The organism is Ruegeria sp. CDSA021 (genome assembly GCF_059612325.1).
Genome location: NZ_JBXWQJ010000001.1, coordinates 183,480 through 207,678, shown reverse-complemented (window position 1 = coordinate 207,678; position 24,199 = coordinate 183,480). Strand labels below are relative to the sequence as shown.

Here is a 24,199-nt window from a genome sequence, read left to right as displayed (position 1 = left end):
CACACCCCTAATGCCGGATACAGGCCCATCCTTCACTATCAAGCTGGCTGAGACCGAGGCCGAGATACAAGCTGCGCAACGCCTGCGCTATGACGTCTTCGTGCGCGAGCTGGGTGGCGGCGGCGACTTGGTCGATCACGAGGCGGAGTTGGAGAAAGACCGGTTTGACCCGTATTTCGATCACATGTTGGCCTATGATGACAGCACGGGCGAAATCATCGGTGTTTACAGGATGTTGCCGGGCGAACGTGCGGCGGATTTGGGTCAATTCTATTCGGAAGATGAATATGATCTGACGGTGCTGAAGAACAGTGGCCGCAAGTTGCTGGAACTGGGTCGGTCTTGTGTGCATCCCGACTATCGCGGCGGCACCGCCCTGTATCATCTGTGGAACGGTCTGGCGGCCTATGTCGCCGAGCGCGAGATTGAGGTGCTGTTCGGGGTGGCAAGTTTCCACGGCACGGATGTCACCGCATTGGCGCAACCTTTATCTATGTTGCATCACAACCATCTTGCACCGCCTGAGTTGCGGGTAAGGGCGCAACCTGACGTTTTTCAGTCCATGGAATTGGTCGCAAAAGATTCGCTGGATCGGCGTGCCGCCATGGTTCAGGTGCCAGCTTTGATAAAAGCCTACCTGAGACTTGGCGGTTTCGTGGGTGAGGGTGCCTTTATAGATCATAAGTTCAACACCACCGATGTGTGCCTGATCCTAGACACCGCTCGTATGAACGACCGGCAGCGTCGCATCTATGGCGGAGCCTGACAATCGTGAACGATCCGGCTTGGAACAGTGAGGAAGCGCCTGAACCGGTCGACCTGGGAGTGATCGTTTGGATTTTGGTCGTTGTGCGCGGGGTGCCGCTGGCTCTTCTGGTTTTTGGCGGCTTGATCGTTCTTTTGGCGGTCCGGTTGATCGAGTATCCGTTGTGCGGGGTGCACCGGCCCGTGACGCCGTTCATCTCGCAATTTGTCTGCCGGAATGCATTTCGCATTCTTGGTATGGGTTTCAAAACCTCTGGCGTTTTGATGAAAGAGCAGGGGGCAGTGGTGGCCAACCATACTTCCTGGTTGGATATTTTCGCTCTGAACGCGCGTAAGAGGGTCTATTTTGTGTCGAAGGCCGAGGTTGCAAAATGGCCCGGAATCGGATGGTTGGCGCGTGCAACCGGAACCGTGTTCATCCAACGGGATCGTGCGAAGGCCAAAGAACAGACCAAAGTGTTTGAGACCCGTCTGAAAGCAGGTCACAAGCTGCTGTTCTTTCCAGAAGGCACCTCGACGGACGGATTTCGTGTTTTACCATTTAAAACAACGCTCTTTGCCGCGTTCTTCGCAGATGAACTGCGCGATTTCATGTATATCCAGCCGGTTTCGGTCGTCTTTCACGCGCCCAAAGGGCAGCCCAAACGGTTTTATGGCTGGTGGGGCGATATGGAGTTCGGCCCGCATCTGTTGAAGACGCTCGGGGCGCGCAGACAAGGGTATGTCGAGTTGATCTACCACGCACCTGCGCGGGTCAGCGACTTTGATAATCGAAAGGCGCTGGCGGCTCACTGCGAAGAGGCGGTCAGGCACGCCCATGCTTTGGCTTTGCTTGAAAAATAAGGGCAATTGGCCCTTGCGCTGCTTTCAATCCTGCCGTATACGCGCGCCATTCAAACCCGCAGGCGGGGTTTGGGCTTTGTAGGGGAGAAATCCCTATCTGGCCCGCCGGTTGGAGCATCCGCTTCTTTCACCCCCGCCGAGGCGTAAACCGGAAAAGGAAAATAGCATGGCTCTTCCCGAGTTCTCCATGCGTCAGCTGCTAGAAGCTGGCGTTCACTTTGGTCACCAGACACAGCGTTGGAATCCCCGCATGGGCCCGTTCATCTACGGCTCGCGCAATGGCATCCACATCATGGACTTGACCCAGACCGTTCCGATGCTGGATCAGGCTCTGCAGGCCGTTCGTGACACCGTTGCAAAAGGCGGCCGCGTTCTGTTCGTTGGTACCAAGCGTCAGGCGGCAAGCCCGATCGCTGAAGCGGCTGAGAAATCGGCTCAGTACTACATGAACCACCGCTGGCTGGGCGGCACGCTGACCAACTGGAAAACCGTTTCCCAGTCGATCAACCGTCTGAACCAGATCGATGAAGCCATGGAATCGGGTGCCGAAGGCCTGACCAAGAAAGAGCGTCTGGGCATGGAACGTGACCAGGGCAAACTGCAGGCTTCGCTGGGCGGTATCCGCGAAATGGGTGGCGTTCCAGACCTGCTGTTCGTCATCGACGTCAAAAAAGAAGCACTGGCCATCGCCGAAGCCAACAAGCTGGGTATCCCGGTTGTGGCTGTTGTCGACACCAACTGCTCGCCCGATGGCGTTGACTATATCATCCCTGGCAACGACGACGCAGCCCGCGCGATCTCTCTGTACTGTGACCTGGCCGCACGTGCCGCTCTGGACGGCATGACCGCTCAGATGGGTGCAGCTGGCGTTGACCTGGGTGCTTTCGAAGAAGCGCCGGTTGAAGAAGCCGTTGCTGAGGAAGCACCTGTAGAAGAAGCCGCTCCGGAAGCCAAAGCCGAAGCGTAAGCTGCCCGTCACGTAAATGACATATGGGGCAGGGTATGACCTGCCCCAATTCCGTTTGAATTGAGGAGAGCCAAAGATGGCAATCACAGCAGCAATGGTTAAAGAACTGCGCGACTCGACCGGCGCAGGCATGATGGACGCAAAAAAAGCGCTGACTGAAACCGGCGGCAACATGGACGAGGCCGTTGACTGGCTGCGCACCAAAGGTCTGGCCAAAGCGGCCAAGAAGTCGGGCCGCACCGCAGCCGAAGGTCTGGTCGCTGTTCACGTTAACGGTGGCAATGGCGTTGCTGTCGAGGTGAACTCGGAAACCGACTTTGTCGCGAAAAACGCAGAGTTCCAGGAAATGGTTGGCAAGATCGCTTATGCAGCTGAAGGCGTGGACAACGTCGAAGCTCTGCTTGCGGCTGATCTGGGCGGCAAGAACGTTGCTGACACGCTGACCGACAAGATCGCCACCATTGGCGAGAACATGTCCGTGCGCCGTATGGCCAAACTGTCGGGCGACACCGTTGTGTCCTACGTCCACAACGCAGCCACCAACGGCATGGGCAAAATTGGTGTTCTGGTTGCTCTGTCGGGTGGTGACGAAGCCATCGGCAAGCAGGTTGCAATGCACATTGCAGCTGTAAACCCGGCGGCTCTGTCCGAAGCGGACATGGACCCTGCGGTTGTCGAGAAAGAAAAACAGGTTCAGATGGACATCGCCCGCGAATCCGGCAAGCCGGAACAGGTGATCGAAAAGATGATCGTTGGCCGCATGAAGAAATTCGTCGCCGAATCAACTCTGCTGAACCAGTCATTCGTTGTGAACCCTGACCTGACCGTTGAAGCCGCGGCCAAAGAAGCTGGCGCAACCATCACCGGTTTCATCCGTCTGGAAGTTGGCGAAGGCATCGTGGTCGAAAAAGAAGACTTCGCAGCCGAAGTTGCAAAAGCCGCTCAAGGCTAAACGTTTTTCGGAAACGCTCCGCTTGGGGCCTTTTCCCGAAAAACAAAAGGGTTACGCCATGCGTGACCCTTTTTTGATTTCCACAAGCTGTGTATCGAATCTGATATTTAGGAAGTTTAAATGGAGGGCCCCGCTTGATGGGGATGGTCGGGGCCCCCCAAATTTCCGACACTGATGCGCTGATGAATAGACGCCCCTTTGTCAGAGTGATTGGAGAGCTCTGGTATTGCAAAGATCCAACCGAATGTTCCCAGGCTAAAGCCACCACTCACGGAACACTCTCACTTTGCAACTTTTGGGCTAGTTTTGAAAAGTAGTGTTTTCCTTACCTAGGGTAAACTGACGCGGGATGGCGTCAAAATGTAGCGATCAGGCTTCCATTATGAACATCTGATTGTGTAGCGATGCCTTTAGAACGGCTTGAGCCGTTGTTTCGACCGACAGTGCTTCTCGTGCGAGTCGCAGATGCTTTTCCACGGTGGCCGATGTCAGCCCCATCAGCAGCGCGATATCCTGGGTGGTTTTTCCATCGCCGACCCATTCCAGAGCTTCCCGTTGCCGTTTCGTCAAAGCCCGGTTTGGCGGGTTGAACGGCAAGGTCAAAATTTTCAGATGTGCCACATTGTTCATCAACAGGATATCTTCGCCATGCTCTTGCCAGATGGCGTCAATCTCTTCCTGGCTCATCCCGTTCTTTGCTGAAAGGGAAATCGCACCTTTGGAACGCATTGAGACGGAATTGAAACTAACCGTATAGCCAGCCACCACGTCCATAGATTTGTTGAACTCGAATACTCTGCGCTCTTCGTTGGTCAAAGTGCCGCTGGACTTCATGTCTTGCAGCATCTTCCAGCTTGCAGCGCCTTCATTGTTCAGCGCCCATTTCAGCATGGGGGCGTGAAAATAAAGTCCGTCTTTCATAAACCCGTCCACATACGTGCGTTTGTGGTTGGTCAGGATCACAAAATCCTCGGGGTCGCCCAAGGACGTCGCCGTTCTATAGACCGTATAGCCGTAGATCAGTCGCTCAAACCCATACTCATTCATTTGTCGGCAGTGCGCATCCCAAAGATCTTCCAAAGTCTTGGTGTAGCTGACAAACCGCAGGTATTCTTTCAAGGTCATGCCGCACCACCTGCTCTCAAGTGCACGGCCAGCGCATCCAGGGCCAGGATGTAACCCTGCGCGCCAAATCCGCAGATCTGGCCCAGAGCGACCGGAGCGATATAGGATTTGTGACGGAACGCCTCACGGGCATGTATGTTGGACAAATGAACTTCGACCACTGGCAATTCTACTGACGCAATGGCGTCCATCAGCGCGATTGATGTATGCGTGAACGCACCTGCGTTCAGTACCAGACCGCTTTGAACTCCGCGTGCAGCGTGAATTGCGTCAAGCAAGACACCTTCGTGGTTGGATTGCAGATGCGTCACTTCCAACCCAACAGACACGCCATGCTGAACGCAGTGTTCTTCGATCATATGTAAAGTCGTGCTTCCGTAAACCTCGGGCTGACGTGTGCCCAGAAGATTGAGGTTCGGGCCATTTAATACCAGTATTTTATGCATGTCTTCACAATCCCCATTAATGGTTCATAGACGGCAAAAGGCCAGATTGTCCACCAGTCTCAACGCAACCAGGCCAGGGTTGAGGCTTTAAGGCCAGCCTTGGTAACACGCATCTATTCCATCGTTATAACCAGTTTCCCAAGGGCCGAGCGCTTCGACACATGCTCTAATGCGTCAGGGGCCCGCGCTAGTGGGAAACGCGCACTGATGTGGGGTTTGATCAGTCCCGCGGCATACTGCGCGAACAGCTCACTGGCGTTCCTGGCATGTCCTTTGGGATCACGGAAGACAGATGCGCCCCAGAAAACACCAACGATCTGGCAGCCTTTCAACAAGGGCAAGTTCAGCGGAATCTGCGGGATGCCTGCAGGGAACCCCACAACCAAGTACCTTCCATTCCAGGCCACACAGCGTAAGGATGGCTCGGCCAGGTCTCCTCCCACTGGGTCATAAACCACATCCACACCATTTGGGCCCGCAATTCTTTTGACCTCCGCCGAAAAGGCTTTTTGTGCATCTTTGTCCAAATCATGCGGGTAAATCACGACTTCATCCGCACCAATCCGGCGGCAGAACTCGGCCTTTTCCGCTGAAGAAACACCCGCTATCACTTTGGCGCCCATGGCTTTTCCAAGTTCGATGGCGGCAGATCCCACTCCACCAGCTGCGCCCAGCACCAAGAGTGTTTCGCCTGTCTTCAGATTGGCCCGATCCTTGAGTGCGTGATAAGATGTGCCATAGGTGAAGATGAAGCAGGCGGCCTCATCATAGGGCATCGCGTCAGGTATCTTGATGGCACTGTCGGCCCGGATTGTTGCGTGGGTCGCAAAGCCATCATGTCCTGTCAGAGCTAGAATGCGGTCGCCGACCTTGAACCCAGTGACATTTTCACCCAACGCCAACACGTCGCCAGCAATCTCACCCCCCGGAGCAAAGGGTCGAGGCGGTTTGATCTGATACAGATCCCGGATGATCAGCGTATCCGGGAAGTTCACGCCAGCCGCTTTGACAGCAACCAACAACTGTCCCTTACCGGGTTGCGGATCGGGCAAGGTGGTGAGTTCCAGTGTTTCGGGTCCGCCCGGTGCGACGCTGAGTAACGCTTGCATACGACCTCTGTTCTGCCTGTAACTTGTCTTTGGGAAGTTTTGGTGCCGACGATGAGTTTGTCAACGTGAACGACCGCCATTTGCCGTAACGGCAATAGGTGGGTCATAACAGGCTCTAACAGGCACAAACTAAAGCGAGGAGTATGATCATGACGCCAGACACCCTGTTTTCTCTTGAGGGCAAGACCGCACTCGTCACAGGTGGCGCGACAGGGATCGGGCGCATGGCGGCCGAGGCGCTGGTCAGGGCTGGCTCGCGCGTTTTGATCGCGTCGCGTAAAGGGGATGCGTGCGCCGAGGTGGCAGCTGAGCTGAACTCATTGGATGCACCCGGCAGGGCTGAGGGTTTTACCGGAGATATCGGGAGCGAGGAAGGTATCGCAAGCCTTGTCTCTGACATTCGAAAGCGTACGGAAAAGCTTGATATTCTTATGAATAACTCAGGCGTGTCTTGGGGCGCTCCGCTAGGCCAGTTTCCCTATGACGCTTGGGACAAGGTGATGTCTGTCAATGTCGCAGGGATTTTCGAACTGACACAGCGGCTTTTGCCTTTGTTGATGAAATCTGGAACAGCCGATGATCCTGCCAGGATCGTCAATGTGGGGTCTGTGATGGGTGAAGTGCCCATGGGGGACGGAGCGTATAGCTATTCGGCCTCAAAAGCCGCGGTTCTGCATCTGACCAAGATCATGGCTAAAGAGCTTTCGCCATACCACATAACGGTTAACGCATTGGCGCCGGGACCGTTTGTCTCTCGCATGACAGCATTTGCCACGGCGGACGAGGGCACCCGCGAAAAGGTCGGAAAATCGGTTCCGCTGGGCCGGGTCGGGCGCGACGAAGACATTGCAGGTTGCATGTTGTTTCTGTGCGGGCGCGGCGGCAGTTATGTGACCGGAGCAGTGATCCCGGTTTCAGGCGGAATCAACGTGGTGACGGCGGGCAACATCTTTGCAGAAGCCTTGTGAGTGGAAGCCAAGCCATGAGCACTGACACCAATCTGGATCTTGCTGCGGTAGACAGGTATCTCAGCGCAAATCTTTCCGGTTACGAAGGCCCACTGGAGGCGAAGAAGTTCGCGGTTGGGCAGTCTAACCCAACCTTTGAGCTTCGAACGCCCGGCAACACCTATGTGCTGCGGCGAAAGCCACCCGGCGTTCTGCTGAAATCGGCTCATGCAGTCGATCGCGAGTTCAGAGTTCAAAGCGCGCTGGCAGGCAGTCAGGTGCCCGTGCCCAACATGTTCCTGCTGTGCGAAGATGACAGCGTTATCGGCTCAGCCTTCTATGTGATGGAGCGTCTGCACGGCAGGATCTTTCCTGAACCAACCCTGCAAGGCGAAAGCAACGAAACGCGCACGGCTGTAATGGATGAGATGAACAGGGTTCTTGCCCAGTTGCATATGGTCGACATTGATGCCGTGGGTTTGTCCGACTATGGGCCGACGGGCAATTACTATGAACGCCAGATCGCACGTTGGACCAAGCAATATCGCGCGTCAGAGACTTCGGTGATTGAAGACATGGACGCTCTGGTGTCCGCGCTGGGTAATTCGGTGCCCGAAGATGATGGGCAGCGTACGCTTGTGCATGGGGATTATCGTATCGACAACCTGATGTTCGCATCAAATGGAACTGACTGCATCGGTGTTCTGGATTGGGAACTGTCAACGATCGGTCATCCTTATGCGGATTTGGCGGCCGTGATCATGCAATGGCAGCTACCTCCGGGAAACCAAGGACGCGGATTGGCAGGAATTGATCGCGAAAACTTGGGCCTGCCCAGCGACCAAGACTTTGTCGCCCGATATTGCAAACGACGCGGCTTGGGAGGCATCGACAATTTCGGGTTCTACTTGGCTTTCAATTTCTTCCGCATGGCAGGAATATTGCAGGGTGTATACAAGCGGGCGTTGGACGGAAATGCCTCAGACCCGGAACGCGCCAAGGCGTATGGCGCCTACGTACCTCTCTTTGCCCAGCATGGTTTGAGAGCGCTGCGCGGCACATAAGAATAACGTCGTAACAGCCTGATGTTAATCACTACTATTCTTCCAGAGCTCTATCTCGACATTCGTTAGACTGTTCTTGCCAAAAAACATTTCAGACCCAACAAAAAGGCTGGGAACACCGAACACCCCGCGCCGTACATTGGCCTTGGTTTGTGCCTTCAAGTCTTGTTTGACTTCAGGGCTGGACATGGCTTCACGGATTTTGCGAGCGGGCAATTCGTTTTCCTGCAAGATGTCGATAAGCACGGCCATTTCGTCGGCCTTTTGCCCGTGCACCCAAATAGCATCAAAAACAGCATTTATATACTTGGTTTCCCATGATTTTCCCCGCGCAAAATGTGCGCCACGCATCGCAAATTTCGTGTTTATCGGGAAATGTGGGCTCATATGAAAACTCAACCCGCGCCGCCGCGCGAAACGGTGTAAGTCATGAGTCAAATAGGCCGTTTTCTGGCGGTTCTCTGAGAAGGCTTGAAACGGGCTTTGGTTGTGGGTCGCCTTGAAAACGATAGGTAGAAGAACAGGAACAAAGGTGATCTGAACATCGTGCCGCGCCGCAAGATCGGGCAGCATTTTGAGCGCCAGAAAAGCGTTTGGGCTGCAAAAGTCATAAACAAAATCGATATTTTGCGTCATGTTTTACCTTTCCGGTTGTCTGGAGTGATCGTCCCAAAACACACCCTGCGAATCTGGGTTAACACAGTCTAACATTTCAACGTGTGGCAGGCTTGCTTCGTCTGAGACGAAACCAGTTTTGACGTAAGATATCACTGTTAATTCAACTCTCAAGCCGACACACTCAGCACGGACAACCAGATGGAAAAGGTCCAATGCCGCAACAAGAATTGATGTTTGATCAGGCGCGTTTGGATCGGATTCGGATCTGGATGGACCGCTATGTTGAGCAACGGAAATACGCAGGTTCGTCTTTTTTGCTGCGCCAAAACGGGTCCGAGGTCTTTTTTCACAAAAGCGGCCTGCGCAATCTGGAAAGCAACCTGCCATTTCAACGCGACACGCTGGTGCGCATCTATTCCATGACCAAGCCGATCACGTCGGTTGCCTTGATGATGCTAGCTGAACGCGGGCTGTTCCATCTGGATGCTCCGTTATCGGAGTTCCTGCCTGAATTCAAACACATGCGCGCGCTTGCTCCAACGGCCGAAGCCTTGGATCAGACGGAACACGCGCCGTCGCCAACCTTGCATCAGGTGCTGACACATACCAGCGGTTTCAGCTATCCTTTCAACCCCGGAACTCTGCCCGAAGCCATGGATGAGCAAGATCTTATGTTCAAGCCTGATCAAGGGCTTCTGGAAGATCGCGTGCGAGATCTGTCAAAGTTACCATTGGCCTTTCAACCGGGGACGCGTTGGGAGTATTCGGTTGGCACAGATGTTCTGGGTCGCGTGATAGAAGTAGTATCAGGTCAGACGCTGGAGCAGTTTCTTCAGCAGCACATTTTTAAACTGCTGGATATGCGCGAAACCGGCTTTTCAGTGCCATCTGGGGCAGGGGACCGATTTGCGTCGCTCTACACACCTCTGGCAGGAGATGCCATGGCGCTCAATTCGGCTGATCAGGGGGGTGACAGCCTGCGATTGGTCGACAGCTATGAAGGGTCGCCATTCATTTGCACAACGACCTTTTCGGGCGGCGGCGGGCTGATTTCAACACTTGATGACTACGCCAAGTTTGCAGACATGCTGCGCAATCGCGGCACTGCGAACGGGCACCGCTTGTTGGGTCCTAAGACCGTAGAGTTTATGATGCGCAATCACTTACCGGGCGATATCACATCAATGGGCCCCAAGAGTTTTGCGGAACAACCGATGGAGGGCATGGGCTTTGGCCTCGCAGGATCGGTTGTTTTGAACCCCGGACGGGTGCGGGTGCCCGGTTCGATTGGGGATTTCAGTTGGGGCGGCATGGCCTCGACCTACTTCTGGGTCGACTGGCAAAACGATCTGACGGCCGTGTTTTTCACCCAATTATCGCCGTCAAGTTCCTACCCATCTCGGGCCGAGCTAAAGGCTTTGGTTCACGCTGCCATGATTGAATGATCGCAACCGGACTGATACCCGGGGGTCGAGTAACTGACTGTGCGAGCACAACATGACCGAAGCGGAACGTATCTTACTGGATCTTCTGGATATTGAACGGCTTGAAGTCGATTTGTTCCGTGGAACGGGGTCCGGCGGTGAAACACCAACGCGCATTTTCGGCGGGCAGGTCATCGCGCAGGCTTTGGCTGCGGCGTACCGGACTGTGGAAGACCGTCTGTGCCATTCGCTCCATGCTTATTTCATTCGACCTGGTGATCCTGAACAACCTGTTATTTATCAAGTTGATAGAGCGCGAGATGGAGGTTCATTCACAACCCGCCGCGTCGTTGCCATTCAGCACGGCAAGCAGATCCTGAACATGTCTGCGTCGTTCCACGTTCAGGATGAAGGCTGGGATCATCAGCATCCGATGCCACCCGTAAACGCGCCCGAGAACTATCCGTCCCGTTCCGAATTGCGGCAGTCCTATGTTGACCGAGTGCCCGAGCGCCTGCGCGGCGAGTTGTTGCGCGAAAGACCAATAGAAGTACGCGAAGTGGACCATTTAGACCCATTTACCCCTAAAGTCTCTGATGACCGGAACCAGACCTGGTTTCGTATGGCCGCTGCGGCCTCCGCCGATGCGAGAACACAGCATCTTTTATTGGCCTATGCGTCCGACATGAACCTCATGTCCTCAGGCTTGCGACCACACGGCCTGAGTTGGTTTACCGGAGAGTTCAATGGCGCAAGCCTCGACCACGCGCTTTGGTTTCATGCGCCCGTCCAGTTTCAGAATTGGCATCTGTATGTGATGGATTCACCTTGGACGGGGCAGGGGCGCAGCTTCAATCGCGGCTCCATCTATTCTGAAGATGGCACTTTGATTGCCTCTGTGGCTCAGGAAGGGTTAATGCGTAAGGTTCAGAGAAATCGTTAAGAGATGCTGTTAAATTTCTGATTTAACTTGATCATTCCAGATAGCCATCTGTCATAATCCGCTGATTTTTGCTGCATGTAGTCCAAAACTTGCGGATGCGGCAGAACCAGAAACTGTTCGGCGTTTATAGCTTCTATACAAGCCTCGGCGACATCACTGGGGTCAAGCATTCCGTCAATCGATGCTACTGACACTTCGTGTCCTTCGGTCATTTTTGACCGGACACCTTGTGGGCACAAAACCGAGACCCGTATCCCGTGCGATCCGTATGTTAACGCAAGCCATTCTGCGAAGCCAACGGCGGCGTGTTTGCTTACAGCATACGGAGCTGCACCTGGTTGGTTCAGCAAACCGGCGGCTGACGCGGTCGTCAAAATGTATCCGCCGCCGCGCGCAATCATGCGTGGAACCATATGCCGCGCTGTCCAAATATGCGACATCACATTGATTTTCCAAATCCGTTCCCAGTCTTCATCCGGTACGTCCAAACCGCCAAGCGTCAGAATTCCGGCATTTGCGCAAAACAAATCAATTGGGCCGACAGTGTCTTCTGAAAAGTCGATCAGTGCTTTGATTTGATCTTCGTTGGCCACGTCGCAGGGAAACGCATGGCCACCGATTTGATCCGCCAAAGTATGCGCGCCGGCATCGTCGATATCTGAACACACGACCTGTGCACCTTCATGGGCAAAGCGTTCTGCCATTCCTCGACCAATGCCGTGCGCGGCACCAGTCACGACAACAGTTTTGTTTTCTAAGTCCATTTACGTTCCAGGGCGCTCAGCTTGAGTGCAGGAACAATGTCTGCTTGCATGAAGTTAATCAAGTTTGCCTGCTTTTACCATAATACCAATTATCCGTTACATCCAGTTGCAGCTGCAATGTTAGAATGTCCCACTTTAGCAAAGTGGAAATGGCACATTTCCCTCTCGAGCAGGCAGGATTGGAGCGGACAGCTGGTTCTGTGACCCGCAGGCTCCCTGCCAGAAAGGCACCGTCGAGAACACAAGCAACAGGTTGAGAAAGTACATGCCTCGCTCCACCGAACCGTCGCTCATTGTGCTCGAACCAATGGCGCTCAGCCCAAAGCATACCCTGCGCCGCGTACGGTACGCACAGGATCTTCACCACCATGTTGTGTCAGCGCTTTGCGCAGCCGCCCGATGTGAACATCAACCGTTCGGGTATCCACATAGATGTCGCGGCCCCAGACACGGTCCAGCAACTGCTCGCGGCTCCAGACCCTGCCCGGCTTTTCCATGAAAGTGCTGAGCAGCCGGAATTCGGTCGGACCCAGTTTTAGAGGTTTGCTGTCGCGACTGACTTTATGGGTCTCAGAGTCCAGAACGATGTCGTCAAACTCTAGCCGAATGCCAACCGTTGCCGGACGAACCCGGCGCAGCTGAGTGCGGACACGTGCCATCAATTCGACAACGGAATATGGTTTGACCACGTAATCGTCCGCACCCGTTTCCAGGCCACGCACCTTGTCGACTTCTTCGGTGCGCGCCGACAGCATGATGATCGGAATCGAACGTGTCTCGGGCCGACTTTTTAGGCGACGGCAAACTTCGATGCCGCTGAGATTAGGCATCATCCAATCCAGCACGATGATATCCGGGCAATCTTCATCCACCAGCAACATGGCCTCGTCGCCGCTTGCGGCCTTGGACACGCGAAAACCTTCTGCTTCAAGGTTGTACGCCAGGACTTCACGCTGTGCCAGCTCGTCCTCGACCACAAGAACCGTGGGTTGTTCTGCGGACATCTTGATTGTCTCCTACAAGGTTTGCGAGGTGGTGTCAGCCTTCGGGCGCGCCTCGGCCGGACGTTCGCCGGTGACCAGATAAACCACCTGCTCGGCAATAGAGGTCACGTGATCGCCCATGCGTTCGATGTTCTTGGCAATGAAATGCAGGTGCATACATGATGAGATGTTACGCGGGTCTTCAGCCATGTAGGTCAGGAACTCGCGAAACAGACCATTGTACATCTGGTCGACATCTTCATCGCGATTAATGACATCGGTGGCCAGCTCCGCATCACGTTGAATATAGGCATCCAACGCGTCGCGCAGCATCCGTTCGACCTCGCGCGCCATGCGGCGCAGCGCTGCGGCACTACCGTTGATCTCTCCGGCATCAACCAACACCGTAGTGCGCTTTGCGATGTTCTTGGCATAGTCTCCGATCCGCTCAAGATTGCTTGAGACTTTCAGAACAGAAAGCACCAATCTCAGATCGCTGGCTGTGGGTGCACGCAACGCGATCAAGCGGGCCGTTTCCTCGTCGATGATATCTTCCAACGCATCGATGGCTTTGTCGCCCTGCCTCACTTGCTGCGCCAGTTCCGCGTCGCGGGTTTCCAGCGAGCGCGCCGCGCTCATGATAGCGGCCTCGACCAGACCGCCCATCTTCATGATATGCGCTTGGATCGCTTCGAGATCGCGGTCGAAAACGGATGCAATATGTTGTTCGGTCAAATCGGACATTTGTGAATACCTGTGCTCAGCCGATGCGGCCGGTGATGTAGCTTTCCGTGCGCGGATCTACGGGGTTGGTGAAGATCTGGCCAGTCTCTCCGAACTCGACCAGATTGCCGAGATGGAAGAAGGCGGTTTTCTGACTGACACGCGCTGCCTGTTGCATCGAGTGGGTCACGATCACTACCGAATAGTTTGCTCGCAGTTCGTCGATCAGTTCTTCAACCTGCGCGGTCGCGATCGGGTCCAATGCCGAGCACGGCTCGTCCATCAACAGAACCTCAGGTTCAGTTGCAACGGCACGGGCAATACACAGGCGTTGCTGCTGACCACCAGACAGGCCGGTCCCGGGTGCGTGCAGGCGATCCTTAACCTCATCCCAGATGGCGCCACGACGCAGGGATTTTTCAACGATATCATCCAGATCGGCTTTGTTTTTCGCTAGACCGTGAATGCGCGGTCCATAGGCCACGTTGTCATAGATCGACTTGGGGAATGGGTTGGGCTTTTGGAACACCATGCCCACCTTGGCGCGCAACTGAACCGGGTCAACGCGCTTGTCATAGATGTCTTCGCCATCCAGCAGGATATCGCCCTCAACCCGGCAGATGTCGATCGTGTCGTTCATCCGGTTCAGACACCGCAAAAACGTGGATTTGCCGCAGCCCGACGGACCGATAAAGGCGGTTACGGTCTTGTCTTCGATCGCTACATCCACGTCCTTGATGGCATGGGTGTCACCGTAATAGACCTGAACGTTTTTGGCGTTGATCTTGATATCTTTGGAGTCCAAGGCTCTCTCCACTCGTGTCATGTCGTTCATTGTTGCCCCCTCTTACCAGCGGCGTTCAAAGCGGCGGCGCAAGATGATTGCGATGATATTCATGGTCAGCAGGAACATCAAAAGGATGATGATGCCGCCCCAGGCTTTCTCGTAGAACCCGACATCGGCGCGCGAGGCCCAAGTGTAGATCTGCGCGGGCATGGCAGAGTTCGGCTCGGTAAAGCCTGCGAGGAAGCCATCGGGATAACCGCGGGCCACAAAACCAACCATACCGATCAGCAGCAGCGGCGCGGTTTCACCCAGAGCTTGTGCCAGACCGATGATAGTACCGGTCAGGATGCCCGGCGCGGCGAGTGGCAGTACGTGATGGAACACAGCCTGCATTTTCGAGGCCCCTACCCCAAGCGCCGCATCGCGGATGGACGGTGGAACCGCCTTCAGCGAGGCGCGGGTCGAAATGATGATCGTTGGCAATGTCATGAGTGTCAGGACCAGACCACCAACCAGTGGTGCAGATTGCGGCAAGTGCATGAACTGGATGAACACGGCCAGACCCAGAATACCGAAGACGATGGATGGAACCGCAGCCAGATTCGAGATGTTCACTTCAATCAGGTCGGTAAACCTGTTTTGCGGAGCGAACTCCTCGAGGTAGATCGAGGCGGCCACGCCAATCGGCAGCGACAGGCCCAGCACCACCAGCATCATGAAGAACGAACCAACGACCGAGGCACCGATACCTGCACCGCCCGGATTGTCCACACCCGAGTCAGCGCCAGTGATGAACGGCCAGTTGAACGCTTGTTTGATGATGCCGGCCTCTTCCAGAGCATCAACCAGATCCAGGTCACTTTTCTGCAAAAAGCGGCTGTCTTGGATGGTGTCACGGGACACGCGGCCTTTGAAATACCCATCAACACGGCTGGAGGCCGCCAGATCGAAATTGACCGGCTCACCCAGTTTGTCCGGATTGTCGGCATAGTATGTCCGGATCGTGCCGCCAACCTTACCCAGAAGACGCTCGATGGCGGCTTCGTCAAAATCGACGCTGATCCCGCTTTCTGCCAGTTCCTGATTCAACTGAGCGATGAACAGATTGGAATAGGCTTTGGTTTTGAACAACGTCCCTTCGGCCTCGTCCCGCTGCGGCTCGTTCAGAGTGAAGTCTACGCTGACAACAGTACGCTGAAAGGCCGGGATACCCTGCGACAGAATCGAGGTGAACAGAACAACCAGAAAGAACAGACCGGTTGCGATTGCGGCGATGCCATACGCGCGGAAACGTTTCTCAGCTTTGGCACGTTTCTTCGTGTGCTCGTCAGCCGCTGTGAGCGAGACCCCATGGCGACCGGTTTCGGGGCTTTGCATGCTTGTGTCGGTCATTCGTACTGCTCCCGGTACTTGCGCACGATATACAGGGCAAACACGTTAAGCCCCAATGTGAGAATGAAAAGTGTCATGCCAAGTGCGAAGGCAACCAGAGCCTCGGGCGAGGCAAAGTCGGCGTCACCAGTCAACTGACTGACGATCTTGGCGGTTACGGTTGTCATGGCTTCGAACGGGTTCAGGCTCAGGCGGGCTGCGGCCCCTGCCCCAAGAACCACGATCATTGTCTCACCAATGGCGCGCGATGCAGCCAGAAGGATCGCACCCACGATACCGGGTAGTGCGGCGGGCAGAACAACCTGACGGATGGTTTCAGATTGCGTTGCGCCAAGGCCGTAAGACCCGTCGCGCATCGCCTGCGGGACCGCGTTGATAATGTCGTCAGACAGTGAGGACACGAACGGGATCAACATGATCCCCATCACCAGACCCGCCGTCATCACGGCAGTACCCGCTTTCATCCACCCCAGGCCACTGTCACCGAAAATGTCCAACAGCAGCGGGCCAACGGTCAACAGCGCGAAAAGACCGTAAACAATGGTCGGAATCCCAGCCAAGACCTCAAGCAAAGGTTTGGCAACGGACCGCAAGCGGGGCGAGGCGTATTCACTGAGATAGATCGCGGCAAACAATCCGATCGGCACTGCAACCAGCAGCGCAACTATCGAAATGTAAAGCGTACCCCACAGCAGCGGGATGATCCCAAGTTCGGACAAACCTCCGCGGCCCGAGAAGCTGGGTGCCCAGGTCATGCCAAAGAAGAATTCTGATGCCGGGTATAGCTTGAAGAATTCCCAGGTGTTGAAAATTAGGGACAGGACAATGCCGACCGTTGTCAGAATGGCAATGGATGCAGCGGCAAGAAGAAGGACACTGACCCCTTTTTCGACAACGTTGCGGGCGCGGTAATCGGCGTTGGTTTGCAACCAGCCTATCGCGGCCCCTATCAATGCGACCACCAGAACGGCAACGGACATCATAGTATAGCCAGTTGAGCTCATGGCCCGATAACTCTGAGCCGCGCGCAGAACCGGCTGAGTGATGTCTGACGTCACCACCTGCCCTGCATCCTTCAGGCGCTGGGTCACGTCGTCGACGTCTACTTGCGCATCACTGGCGGCACTCTCGGTCAGATTTCCCTGAGCGACCGCGTTATCCAGGCCGAAGGCGGTGCGGCGCACCTCGGCCATAACCAGACTGCGGGAAGAGCCTTCCTTGATGGCCGATTCCGGGATCATGCCCGAGACTTGCGAGTTGACAAAGAACGGCTGCGCCAAAAGCCAGACAATCAAGAGACCAACGGCAGGGACAAGTGTCTTCAGTGTAACGTTTGCACCATAAAATGATGGCAACGAATGCAGGTTCCGACTGTCACCGTCGGCGCTTTGCAGGGCGCGCGCCCGTCCAAGAACATAGCCGACAGCTGCGATCGCAGACACGATCAGAATGAGCCAAAGTATCGGCATGACACCCCCGTTTGCTCTCGATTGCGAATAGAATAAAAGACGATGAAGGGGCGACTGAACCGTCGCCCCTGATGCATTCCAACAGCGTCAGGCTTAGCTGCCCGAACCCATGGTGACTTCGTTGGCAATGGCGTCCTGAGTTTTTGCCAGCTCGGGATCTGCAACCAGACCATAGTTTGCCAAAGGACCTGAACCGCCAGCGATTTCGTCAGCAGTGAAGAACTGAGCATATTCTTTCAGGCCTGGGATCACGCCGATATGGGCTTTCTTCACGTAGAAGAACAGCGGGCGCGAAACAGGGTACTCACCGGTCGAGATGGTTTCGGTCGACGGTGCGACACCCGACATGGTGCCCACTTTCAGCTTGTCTGTGTTGTTCTCATAAAACGCCAGACCGAAAATACCGATGCCGTTCGGGTTGGTGTCGATACGTGCCAGAGTCTCGGTATAGTCACCATCGATGTCGACCGACTTACCGTCGGTGCGAACGGCCAGACATGCATCTTCTGCATCATCTTCGCTCATACCGCCCGAAATCATGGCTTCCATTGTGCCGGTTGCTTCGCAACCGATCAGCAGGACCTTTTCTTCGAACACTTCACGGGTGCCGTGCTTGGTGCCCGGAATGAAACCAGCGATTTCTACGTCAGGCAGATCCGCGTTGAATTCAGACCAGTTGTTGTAGGGGTTATCAACAACTTCGCCGTCTTTCAGGACCTTCGCACCCAGAGCGTTGAATATGTCAGAAGGTTCAAACGCGGTGAACGCGGGACCTGTCTGTTGGCTTGCAAAAACGATGCCGTCATAGCCGATGCGGACTTCCATGATGTCAGTCACGCCATTTTCGGCACAGGCCTTGATCTCTTTTTCGCGGATCGCGCGCGATGCGTTCGCAACGTCAATGGTGTTTTCGCCAACACCTTCGCAGAAACGCTTCAGACCAGCCGACGAACCACCCGATTCAACAACCGGGGTCGGGAAATCTGTGTTTTCACCGAACAGTTCCGCGACGATCGAGGCATAAGGCAGAACGGTCGACGAACCGGCGACCTGAACGTTGTCACGAGCTGCAGCAGTGGTTGCCGAGACAGCAGCGATTGCCAGCGCAGATGCCGACAGTTTTACAAAGGACATTTCAGTCTCCCTGAAAAAGGTATGCTTGATCACCCCCATGATGATCCTGTGGGCACCCCTATGGGGCGTGCGTAAGCCTTTTGTGACAAGTGTGTAACGCTTTTATGACAACCTGAGTTTTTTCGCTCTTTACCCGCCGTAAAGATTTCAAGCTTTGTGAACTGGGACTTCGAAAAATTCAGGCTGACAAGGTGTCACCTTGGTAAAATCACGGTAAAAACCGAACCTTTACCCAATTCGCTCTCAACCCTTAACCGTCCTCGATGCCGGTTGACGATATGTTTGACAATGGCAAGACCAAGCCCAGTTCCGCCCAATTGCCGGGATCTATGGCTGTCCGCGCGATAGAATCGCTCGGTCAGACGTGGCAGGTGAATCGGATCTATGCCAGGTCCCTTGTCGATGACCTGAACTCGCACAGACGGACCCCTCAGCGCTGTGTCTCGTTCCGAAGACAAAACGCAAACCGAAACGATCCCGCCACTGCCGCCATATTTTATTCCGTTCTCGATCAAGTTGGTGAACACCTGACGCAGCTGATCGCTGTCGCCGGTCACCGACACTGGCCCGTCCTGAGCCTCGAGCGAAAGGGCCACACCTGCGTCCTCGGCCAGTGGGCGCACCGAGTTCAGAATAGATTGTAGCAGGCCAGTAAGCTCCAGCTGTTCACTGGGTCGAACACGTTCTTCGCTTTCGACCCGGTTGAGGGACAGCAGATCGCCGACCAGTCGGTTCATCCGATTGGCTTCATCTGTCATAATCTGAAGAAACCTGTCGCGCGCGCCCGGGTCGTCGCGCGCCGATCCACGTAGGGTTTCGATAAAGCCCATCAACGCGGTCAGCGGAGTGCGCAACTCATGACTGACATTCGCCACGAAATCCCTCCGCATCTGACTGGCATATTCCAGATGGGTGATGTCCTGAAATGTGACCAGAACAGCCCCGCCAGACACGGCGCCAACTCCGTTCATGTACCGGCAATCCACCTCGAACGTTGTGTCCTGTGCACCGTCATTGGACAGGTGACGCGTCTTTTTTGCGCCTTTGGACTGTAAACTTTGCTCAATGGCTTCCAGCACCTGAGGTTGCCGCAGGATGGTGGCGAAATGGCGTCCGACGATATTCTGGCCAAGCAGAGTCTTTGCTTCGGTATTGGCGGTAATGATCCGTTCCGTCTGATCCACCATCAGTGCGGGCATCGGAATCGCGCGGACAAATTCGTCTATTAGGTCTGTGGACATGCTTTGTTTCTCAAGTGGTCCAGACGCCTTAGGAGACGGATTTTAAAGTTTTGCGAAAATTGCGCATGTTTTCCTGATAGTGAAGCGCACTGAGGGTGATGCGTTGCGCCGCGGTCTCATCCAACTGGCGTACAACCTTACCCGGCGCGCCCATGACAAGCGAATTGTCAGGAATCTCCTTACCTTCAGTGATCAGGGCACCGGCCCCAATCAAGCAATTCCTCCCGATCTTTGCGCCGTTCAAAACAATCGCACCCATGCCGATCAGAGAGTTGTCGCCAATAGTGCAACCATGCAGCATCACCTTGTGCCCGATTGTGCAATTTGCGCCTATGGTCAAAGGAAAGCCCGCATCGATATGCATGACGCAGTTTTCCTGAACATTGCTACCTGCGCCCACGCGGATTTCTTCGTGGTCGGCGCGGATCGTGCTGCCAAACCAAACCGAGGCCCCCTTCTCCAGCACCACCTTGCCGATCAGGTTGGCGTCGGGCGCGACCCATGTGTCCTCGTGAATGACCGGTGTGTGATCCCCCAAGGCATAAATGGTCATGACAGGCCCTCGAACTCATTTTGCAGTTTACGTACATGCTGTTGTAGCTTTGGCTGCTGGATACGGCGCATTCGTTCGGCGCTGACGATGGTCTTCAGCTTTTCTTCTGTCGCCTCAAGATCGTCGTTGACCAGGACATAGTCGTAATAACCCCAATGGCTGATCTCATCCCAGCTTTTGAGCATCCGCTTGCCGATGACGTCATCGCTGTCCTGCCCGCGGGTTTCCAGACGGCGGCGCAGTTCCGAGATGGACGGTGGCAGAATAAAGATCGACAAGGCGTGTTTGCCTAGGTCCGAGTTTCTGATCTGCACCTCACCTTGCCAGTCTACATCGAACAGAACATCCTTTCCGGTGTTGATCGAATTGCGCACGGGTTCAGCGGGTGAGCCGTAGAAATTGCCGAAAACATGGGCGTGCTCCAGCATCTGCCCTTCGGCCACGTGTTGCTTGAATTCGTCTTCTGACAGGAAGAAATACTCGCGCCCATGTCCTTCACCCGGGCGCGGTGCACGGGTCGTGGCCGAAACCGAGAATTTCAGATCCGTATCCCAGGCCATCAGCCGTTTGGCCAACGTGGATTTGCCCGCCCCGGACGGGGAAGACAGGATGATTAAAAGGCCGCGGCGATCCGCCATGTCATGTATTCCCATTCTATTCTACGTTCTGCACTTGCTCGCGCATTTGATCGATCACCGCCTTCAGCTCTAGCCCAACCGCTGTCAGATCCGAGCTTTGGGCTTTTGAACACAGCGTATTGGCCTCGCGGTTGAACTCCTGCATCAGGAAATCCAGCTTGCGGCCCACTGCTCCGTTTTGTGCCAATAAGTCACGTGCGGCTGTGACATGCGCCGTCAATCTGTCGATCTCTTCCGTGATATCGGCCTTGACGGCGATCAGGGCAAGTTCCTGCGCGACACGCTCGGGGTCTGCGCCCTGAGAATTGTCCAGTACCCGCGCCAGATTTTCCCGCAGGACCTGTGCGATCTTATCCCTGCGTTGTTCTGCCAGTTCAGCCGCCTTCGCGGTCAGCGTGGCGACCTGATCCAGTTGAGTTTTCAGAACTGCTGCCAGGGCGTCACCCTCAGTTCGACGCATGTCGAGAAACGCGTCCACAAGGACGTCGAATTCAGCGGTAAGATGTGCAACCAGTGGACCCGGGTCATCTGAGTCCGAACCAGTATCTAGCATTCCCTTCAGCGCCAATAGATCCGACGCCCGAGATGGCGCCAGAGTTAGGCCACGCGCTGACGCCATCTGCTCTGTTTGCTCAACAGCGGTCAGTGCGGCGTTCATGGCGGCCTCATTCAAGGCCAGTTCCGTGGCCGAGTCCTCGCGACTTAAACGCATCGAAAGCGTAACGTTTCCACGGTTGAGAGATTTGGACAGCTTTGCCCTCAGTGCGGCCTCAAGCCCGGTCAGCCAATCCGGCACGCGCAGGCGCATATCAAGCCCCTTGCCATTGACACTGCGCAGTTCCCACGTCCAGCTATGTGGGCCGTGCTGCCCCTTTGCCGAAGCAAACCCGGTCATGGATCTGATCATACCTGCCCTTTCTTCTGGTCCTGCCGCATCACACTCATGCCGCACCTAATGCCATTGACCGGTGCAGAGCAAGTATTTGCTGAAACCGCAATTGTTTGGTGCGAGTTAACCATTCGTTAAAGAATTGCTCCAAAATTGAATTAACCCGAGTCAAACTGCCCAAAGCAATGGTTTGCAGGCTGCGGATGCTCCCAATGTGTAGCATTTTATGAAAATGGCGGCCTTTTGGCGTAAGGGTAAAGAAGATGAAAACCTTTTTCGGGATTGGTTCCGGGTCAGAATTTGGAAAGATCGTCGCAATGGATCGCTTTGACAGTGGGCGCAGCCTTTCGCCGATCCGCCAGGCCGAGGCGTATTGGACCGCATTGCTGAGCGGTGACGGCGTTCCCACGCGGTCTCAGATTGATCCGCGTGGTTTGGAAAACATCCTGCAATATACATTTATACTGGAGCGCATTGCCCCCGGGTTGGCCCGGTTTCGTCTGGCTGGCAGCCATTTGAACGCGCTTGCCGGGATGGAGGTACGGGGGATGCCTTTGACAGCGTTCTTTCAGCCCGATGACCGTGCAGGCGTCAAGGATGTTCTCGAGCAGGTGTTCGCCGCCCCGGCCGTTGCAGAGCTGGGGGTGATCTCGGGTGGAATACTGGGCCGTACACGAATGCAGGCCCGGATGATCTTGTTGCCACTGAAAAGTGATCTGGGCGATGTCACCCGCGTTCTGGGTGTCATGGTCGCTGACGGAGCAATCGGAAAAACACCGCGCCGGTTTTCGATCTCGGATACACGGATCAAACCGGTGGCTGACATTCAGGTCCAAACCCCTGCGGCACCGCAACCGGCCCATGGGTTTGCGGAAAAAGAAGGCGAATTCAAACGCCCTGCCAAGCATCTGCGATTGGTCGTGTCACGCGACGACTAACGGTTCCTGAAACCAAAAACAGCGGACCAATGGCCCGCTGTTTGAAACAGTTCATCGGCGCTTAGCTTACGGCGCGTTTGCTGCCATTGCGGCGCAGATTTGTCAGTTCCTCTGCGACCAGGAAGGCCAGTTCCAGCGACTGAGACGCGTTCAGGCGCGGGTCGCAGGCGGTGTGGTAGCGATCAGACAGATCCTCTTCGGTCACGGCGCGTACGCCGCCGGTGCATTCCGTCACGTCCAGACCAGTCATCTCGAAATGCACACCGCCGGGGATGGTGCCCTCAGCCTGATGTACACCGAAGAAGTCACGCACCTCGCGCAGGACCGAATCGAACGGACGAGTCTTGTAACCAGTCGCCGATTTGATTGTATTGCCGTGCATCGGGTCGCAGACCCAGGTGACCTTGGCGCCTTCTTCCTTCACGGCTTTGACCAGGCGCGGCAGGTGCTCTCCCGCTTTGCCGGCACCAAAGCGCGCGATCAGGGTCAGGCGACCCTCTTCGTTCTCGGGGTTCAGTTTGGACATCAGAACCTTGAGGTCTTCCGCAGTCGTTGTCGGACCACATTTCAGACCAATCGGGTTCAGAACACCGCGGCAGAATTCCACATGTGCACCGTCGGGCTGACGTGTACGGTCACCGATCCAGATCATGTGGCCAGAACCAGCCAACCAGTTGCCCGAAGTTGAATCCAGACGGGTCAGCGCCTCTTCATACTCCAGCAGCAGCCCTTCATGGCTGGTGTAGAATTCAACGGTCGAGAATTCATGCGTGGTATCCGCCGTGATTCCCGCCGCTTCCATGAAGTCGATGGTGTCCTGGATACGATCTGCAATTTCAGAGTATTTCTGTACATCCTGTTTATCGGTGAACCCGAGCGTCCAGGAATGCACCATGCTCATATCCGCGAAACCGCCGGTTGAGAATGCGCGCAGCAGGTTCAAGGTCGCTGCGGCTTGCGTGTAGGCTTGCAGCATCTTCTGAGGATTCGGAATCCGCGCTTCGGGCGTGAAGGCCAGCTCGTTGATGATGTCACCACGGTAGCTGGGCAGCTCCACACCATCCACCACCTCGGTCGGTGCGCTGCGTGGCTTGGCGAACTGACCTGCCATGCGGCCAACTTTCACCACCGGCACTTTGGCGCCGTAGGTCAGAACCATCGCCATTTGCAGCATCACCTTAAAGGTGTCACGGATCGCATCCGCGCTGAATTGTTCAAAGCTTTCAGCACAATCCCCGCCCTGTAGCAGGAAGGCTTCGCCGCGACCGGCGGCACCCAAATGTTGCTTGAGACGCCGCGCCTCACCGGCGAAGACCAGCGGGGGATACTGTGAAAGCCGGGCCTCGACCTTGGCCAGAGCGGCCGCGTCGGTATAATCTGGCATCTGAACCCGTGCCTTATTGCGCCAGTTCGATTTTTGCCATTCGGTCATAGCTTTGATCTCCGCTGAAGTATTCAGGTGGCTTCTATACAAAATGCTTCGCA

25 protein-coding genes and 1 pseudogene are annotated in these 24,199 nt (G+C 55.3%); 10 read left to right on the top strand and 16 right to left on the bottom strand.

Annotated features, from left to right (window positions below; translation table 11 throughout):
• Nucleotides 1–10 precede the first annotated feature (10 nt).
• The 4 genes from olsB to tsf all read left to right on the top strand — a co-directional run bounded on the left by olsB (nt 11) and on the right by tsf (nt 3,527).
• Nucleotides 11–766, top strand: a complete 756-nt coding sequence (gene olsB, locus AC2FLD_RS01015; RefSeq protein WP_496669901.1) for an L-ornithine N(alpha)-acyltransferase — start codon at nt 11–13, stop codon at nt 764–766.
• Nucleotides 767–771: 5 nt separating this feature from the next.
• Nucleotides 772–1,608 (top strand): lyso-ornithine lipid O-acyltransferase, encoded by an 837-nt coding sequence (gene olsA / locus AC2FLD_RS01010; protein ID WP_496669902.1) that lies wholly within the window; start codon nt 772–774, stop codon nt 1,606–1,608.
• Nucleotides 1,609–1,774: 166 nt separating this feature from the next.
• Nucleotides 1,775–2,575: a 30S ribosomal protein S2 gene (rpsB, locus tag AC2FLD_RS01005; protein ID WP_496669904.1), complete on the top strand. Its 801-nt coding sequence runs from the start codon at nt 1,775–1,777 to the stop codon at nt 2,573–2,575.
• A 76-nt stretch (nt 2,576–2,651) separates the two neighbouring features.
• Nucleotides 2,652–3,527: a translation elongation factor Ts gene (gene tsf, locus AC2FLD_RS01000; protein WP_496669905.1), complete on the top strand. Its 876-nt coding sequence runs from the start codon at nt 2,652–2,654 to the stop codon at nt 3,525–3,527.
• A gap of 369 nt (nt 3,528–3,896) precedes the next feature.
• On the opposite strand, the gene AC2FLD_RS00995 is transcribed toward tsf, so the two are convergent.
• The 3 genes from AC2FLD_RS00995 to AC2FLD_RS00985 all read right to left on the bottom strand — a co-directional run bounded on the left by AC2FLD_RS00995 (nt 3,897) and on the right by AC2FLD_RS00985 (nt 6,207).
• Entirely contained in the window at nt 3,897–4,652 is a 756-nt protein-coding gene (locus AC2FLD_RS00995; RefSeq protein WP_496669906.1) for a LuxR family transcriptional regulator, read from the bottom strand.
• Entirely contained in the window at nt 4,649–5,098 is a 450-nt protein-coding gene (aroQ, locus tag AC2FLD_RS00990) for a type II 3-dehydroquinate dehydratase (protein WP_496669908.1), read from the bottom strand. Before aroQ ends, AC2FLD_RS00995 begins: the two co-directional genes overlap by 4 nt.
• Nucleotides 5,099–5,211: 113 nt before the next feature.
• A complete protein-coding gene (locus AC2FLD_RS00985; RefSeq protein ID WP_496669909.1) occupies nt 5,212–6,207 on the bottom strand; it encodes an NADPH:quinone oxidoreductase family protein in 996 nt (331 codons plus the stop codon).
• Nucleotides 6,208–6,356: 149 nt separating this feature from the next.
• On the opposite strand from AC2FLD_RS00985, the gene AC2FLD_RS00980 reads away from it, so the two are divergent.
• Both AC2FLD_RS00980 and AC2FLD_RS00975 read left to right on the top strand, forming a co-directional pair.
• The gene (locus tag AC2FLD_RS00980) at nt 6,357–7,175 is read left to right on the top strand and encodes an SDR family oxidoreductase (protein WP_496669910.1); all 819 of its coding nucleotides are present in this window, start codon (nt 6,357–6,359) and stop codon (nt 7,173–7,175) included.
• Between the two features lie 14 nt (nt 7,176–7,189).
• Nucleotides 7,190–8,218 (top strand): phosphotransferase family protein, encoded by a 1,029-nt coding sequence (locus AC2FLD_RS00975; RefSeq protein WP_496669911.1) that lies wholly within the window; start codon nt 7,190–7,192, stop codon nt 8,216–8,218.
• 24 nt (nt 8,219–8,242) lie between these two features.
• On the opposite strand, the gene AC2FLD_RS00970 is transcribed toward AC2FLD_RS00975, so the two are convergent.
• The gene (locus AC2FLD_RS00970) at nt 8,243–8,854 is read right to left on the bottom strand and encodes a 2-hydroxychromene-2-carboxylate isomerase (protein ID WP_496669912.1); all 612 of its coding nucleotides are present in this window, start codon (nt 8,852–8,854) and stop codon (nt 8,243–8,245) included.
• 194 nt (nt 8,855–9,048) lie between these two features.
• On the opposite strand from AC2FLD_RS00970, the gene AC2FLD_RS00965 reads away from it, so the two are divergent.
• Both AC2FLD_RS00965 and AC2FLD_RS00960 read left to right on the top strand, forming a co-directional pair.
• Entirely contained in the window at nt 9,049–10,281 is a 1,233-nt protein-coding gene (locus AC2FLD_RS00965; protein WP_496669913.1) for a serine hydrolase domain-containing protein, read from the top strand.
• A gap of 52 nt (nt 10,282–10,333) precedes the next feature.
• Nucleotides 10,334–11,203: an acyl-CoA thioesterase gene (locus AC2FLD_RS00960; protein WP_496669914.1), complete on the top strand. Its 870-nt coding sequence runs from the start codon at nt 10,334–10,336 to the stop codon at nt 11,201–11,203.
• Here AC2FLD_RS00960 and AC2FLD_RS00955 read toward each other — a convergent pair.
• Complete coding sequence (locus tag AC2FLD_RS00955; protein ID WP_496669915.1) at nt 11,200–11,967, bottom strand: SDR family oxidoreductase; 768 nt, start codon at nt 11,965–11,967, stop codon at nt 11,200–11,202. The genes AC2FLD_RS00960 and AC2FLD_RS00955 overlap by 4 nt on opposite strands.
• Nucleotides 11,968–12,145: 178 nt before the next feature.
• Between AC2FLD_RS00955 and AC2FLD_RS00950 the strand changes: the two are divergent.
• Nucleotides 12,146–12,256 (top strand): annotated as a pseudogene (locus tag AC2FLD_RS00950) (IS30 family transposase); the annotation flags it as partial.
• 25 nt (nt 12,257–12,281) lie between these two features.
• On the opposite strand, the gene phoB reads toward AC2FLD_RS00950, so the two are convergent.
• The 10 genes from phoB to AC2FLD_RS00900 all read right to left on the bottom strand — a co-directional run bounded on the left by phoB (nt 12,282) and on the right by AC2FLD_RS00900 (nt 21,794).
• Complete coding sequence (gene phoB / locus AC2FLD_RS00945; protein WP_050602472.1) at nt 12,282–12,971, bottom strand: phosphate regulon transcriptional regulator PhoB; 690 nt, start codon at nt 12,969–12,971, stop codon at nt 12,282–12,284.
• 12 nt (nt 12,972–12,983) lie between these two features.
• The gene (gene phoU, locus AC2FLD_RS00940; RefSeq protein WP_050602579.1) at nt 12,984–13,685 is read right to left on the bottom strand and encodes a phosphate signaling complex protein PhoU; all 702 of its coding nucleotides are present in this window, start codon (nt 13,683–13,685) and stop codon (nt 12,984–12,986) included.
• 25 nt (nt 13,686–13,710) lie between these two features.
• Nucleotides 13,711–14,508, bottom strand: a complete 798-nt coding sequence (gene pstB, locus AC2FLD_RS00935; protein ID WP_496669916.1) for a phosphate ABC transporter ATP-binding protein PstB — start codon at nt 14,506–14,508, stop codon at nt 13,711–13,713.
• Nucleotides 14,509–14,520: 12 nt separating this feature from the next.
• Nucleotides 14,521–15,852, bottom strand: a complete 1,332-nt coding sequence (gene pstA, locus AC2FLD_RS00930; protein WP_496669917.1) for a phosphate ABC transporter permease PstA — start codon at nt 15,850–15,852, stop codon at nt 14,521–14,523.
• A complete protein-coding gene (gene pstC, locus AC2FLD_RS00925) occupies nt 15,849–17,321 on the bottom strand; it encodes a phosphate ABC transporter permease subunit PstC (RefSeq protein WP_496669918.1) in 1,473 nt (490 codons plus the stop codon). The genes pstA and pstC overlap by 4 nt, the downstream gene beginning before the upstream one ends.
• A 93-nt stretch (nt 17,322–17,414) precedes the next feature.
• Nucleotides 17,415–18,455: a substrate-binding domain-containing protein gene (locus AC2FLD_RS00920; protein ID WP_050602580.1), complete on the bottom strand. Its 1,041-nt coding sequence runs from the start codon at nt 18,453–18,455 to the stop codon at nt 17,415–17,417.
• A 194-nt stretch (nt 18,456–18,649) separates the two neighbouring features.
• Nucleotides 18,650–19,696, bottom strand: coding sequence for an ATP-binding protein (locus AC2FLD_RS00915; protein ID WP_496669919.1), 1,047 nt, complete (start codon nt 19,694–19,696; stop codon nt 18,650–18,652).
• Nucleotides 19,697–19,724: 28 nt separating this feature from the next.
• A complete protein-coding gene (locus tag AC2FLD_RS00910; protein WP_496669920.1) occupies nt 19,725–20,249 on the bottom strand; it encodes a gamma carbonic anhydrase family protein in 525 nt (174 codons plus the stop codon).
• Entirely contained in the window at nt 20,246–20,887 is a 642-nt protein-coding gene (gmk, locus tag AC2FLD_RS00905; protein WP_496669921.1) for a guanylate kinase, read from the bottom strand. Before gmk ends, AC2FLD_RS00910 begins: the two co-directional genes overlap by 4 nt.
• A 16-nt stretch (nt 20,888–20,903) precedes the next feature.
• Entirely contained in the window at nt 20,904–21,794 is an 891-nt protein-coding gene (locus AC2FLD_RS00900; RefSeq protein WP_496669922.1) for a YicC/YloC family endoribonuclease, read from the bottom strand.
• Between the two features lie 245 nt (nt 21,795–22,039).
• Between AC2FLD_RS00900 and AC2FLD_RS00895 the strand changes: the two genes are divergently transcribed.
• Entirely contained in the window at nt 22,040–22,714 is a 675-nt protein-coding gene (locus AC2FLD_RS00895) for a PAS domain-containing protein (protein ID WP_496669923.1), read from the top strand.
• Between the two features lie 61 nt (nt 22,715–22,775).
• Here AC2FLD_RS00895 and AC2FLD_RS00890 read toward each other — a convergent pair whose 3' ends face one another.
• Nucleotides 22,776–24,146, bottom strand: a complete 1,371-nt coding sequence (locus tag AC2FLD_RS00890) for a class II 3-deoxy-7-phosphoheptulonate synthase (protein WP_496669924.1) — start codon at nt 24,144–24,146, stop codon at nt 22,776–22,778.
• Between the last annotated feature and the right edge of the window lie 53 nt (nt 24,147–24,199).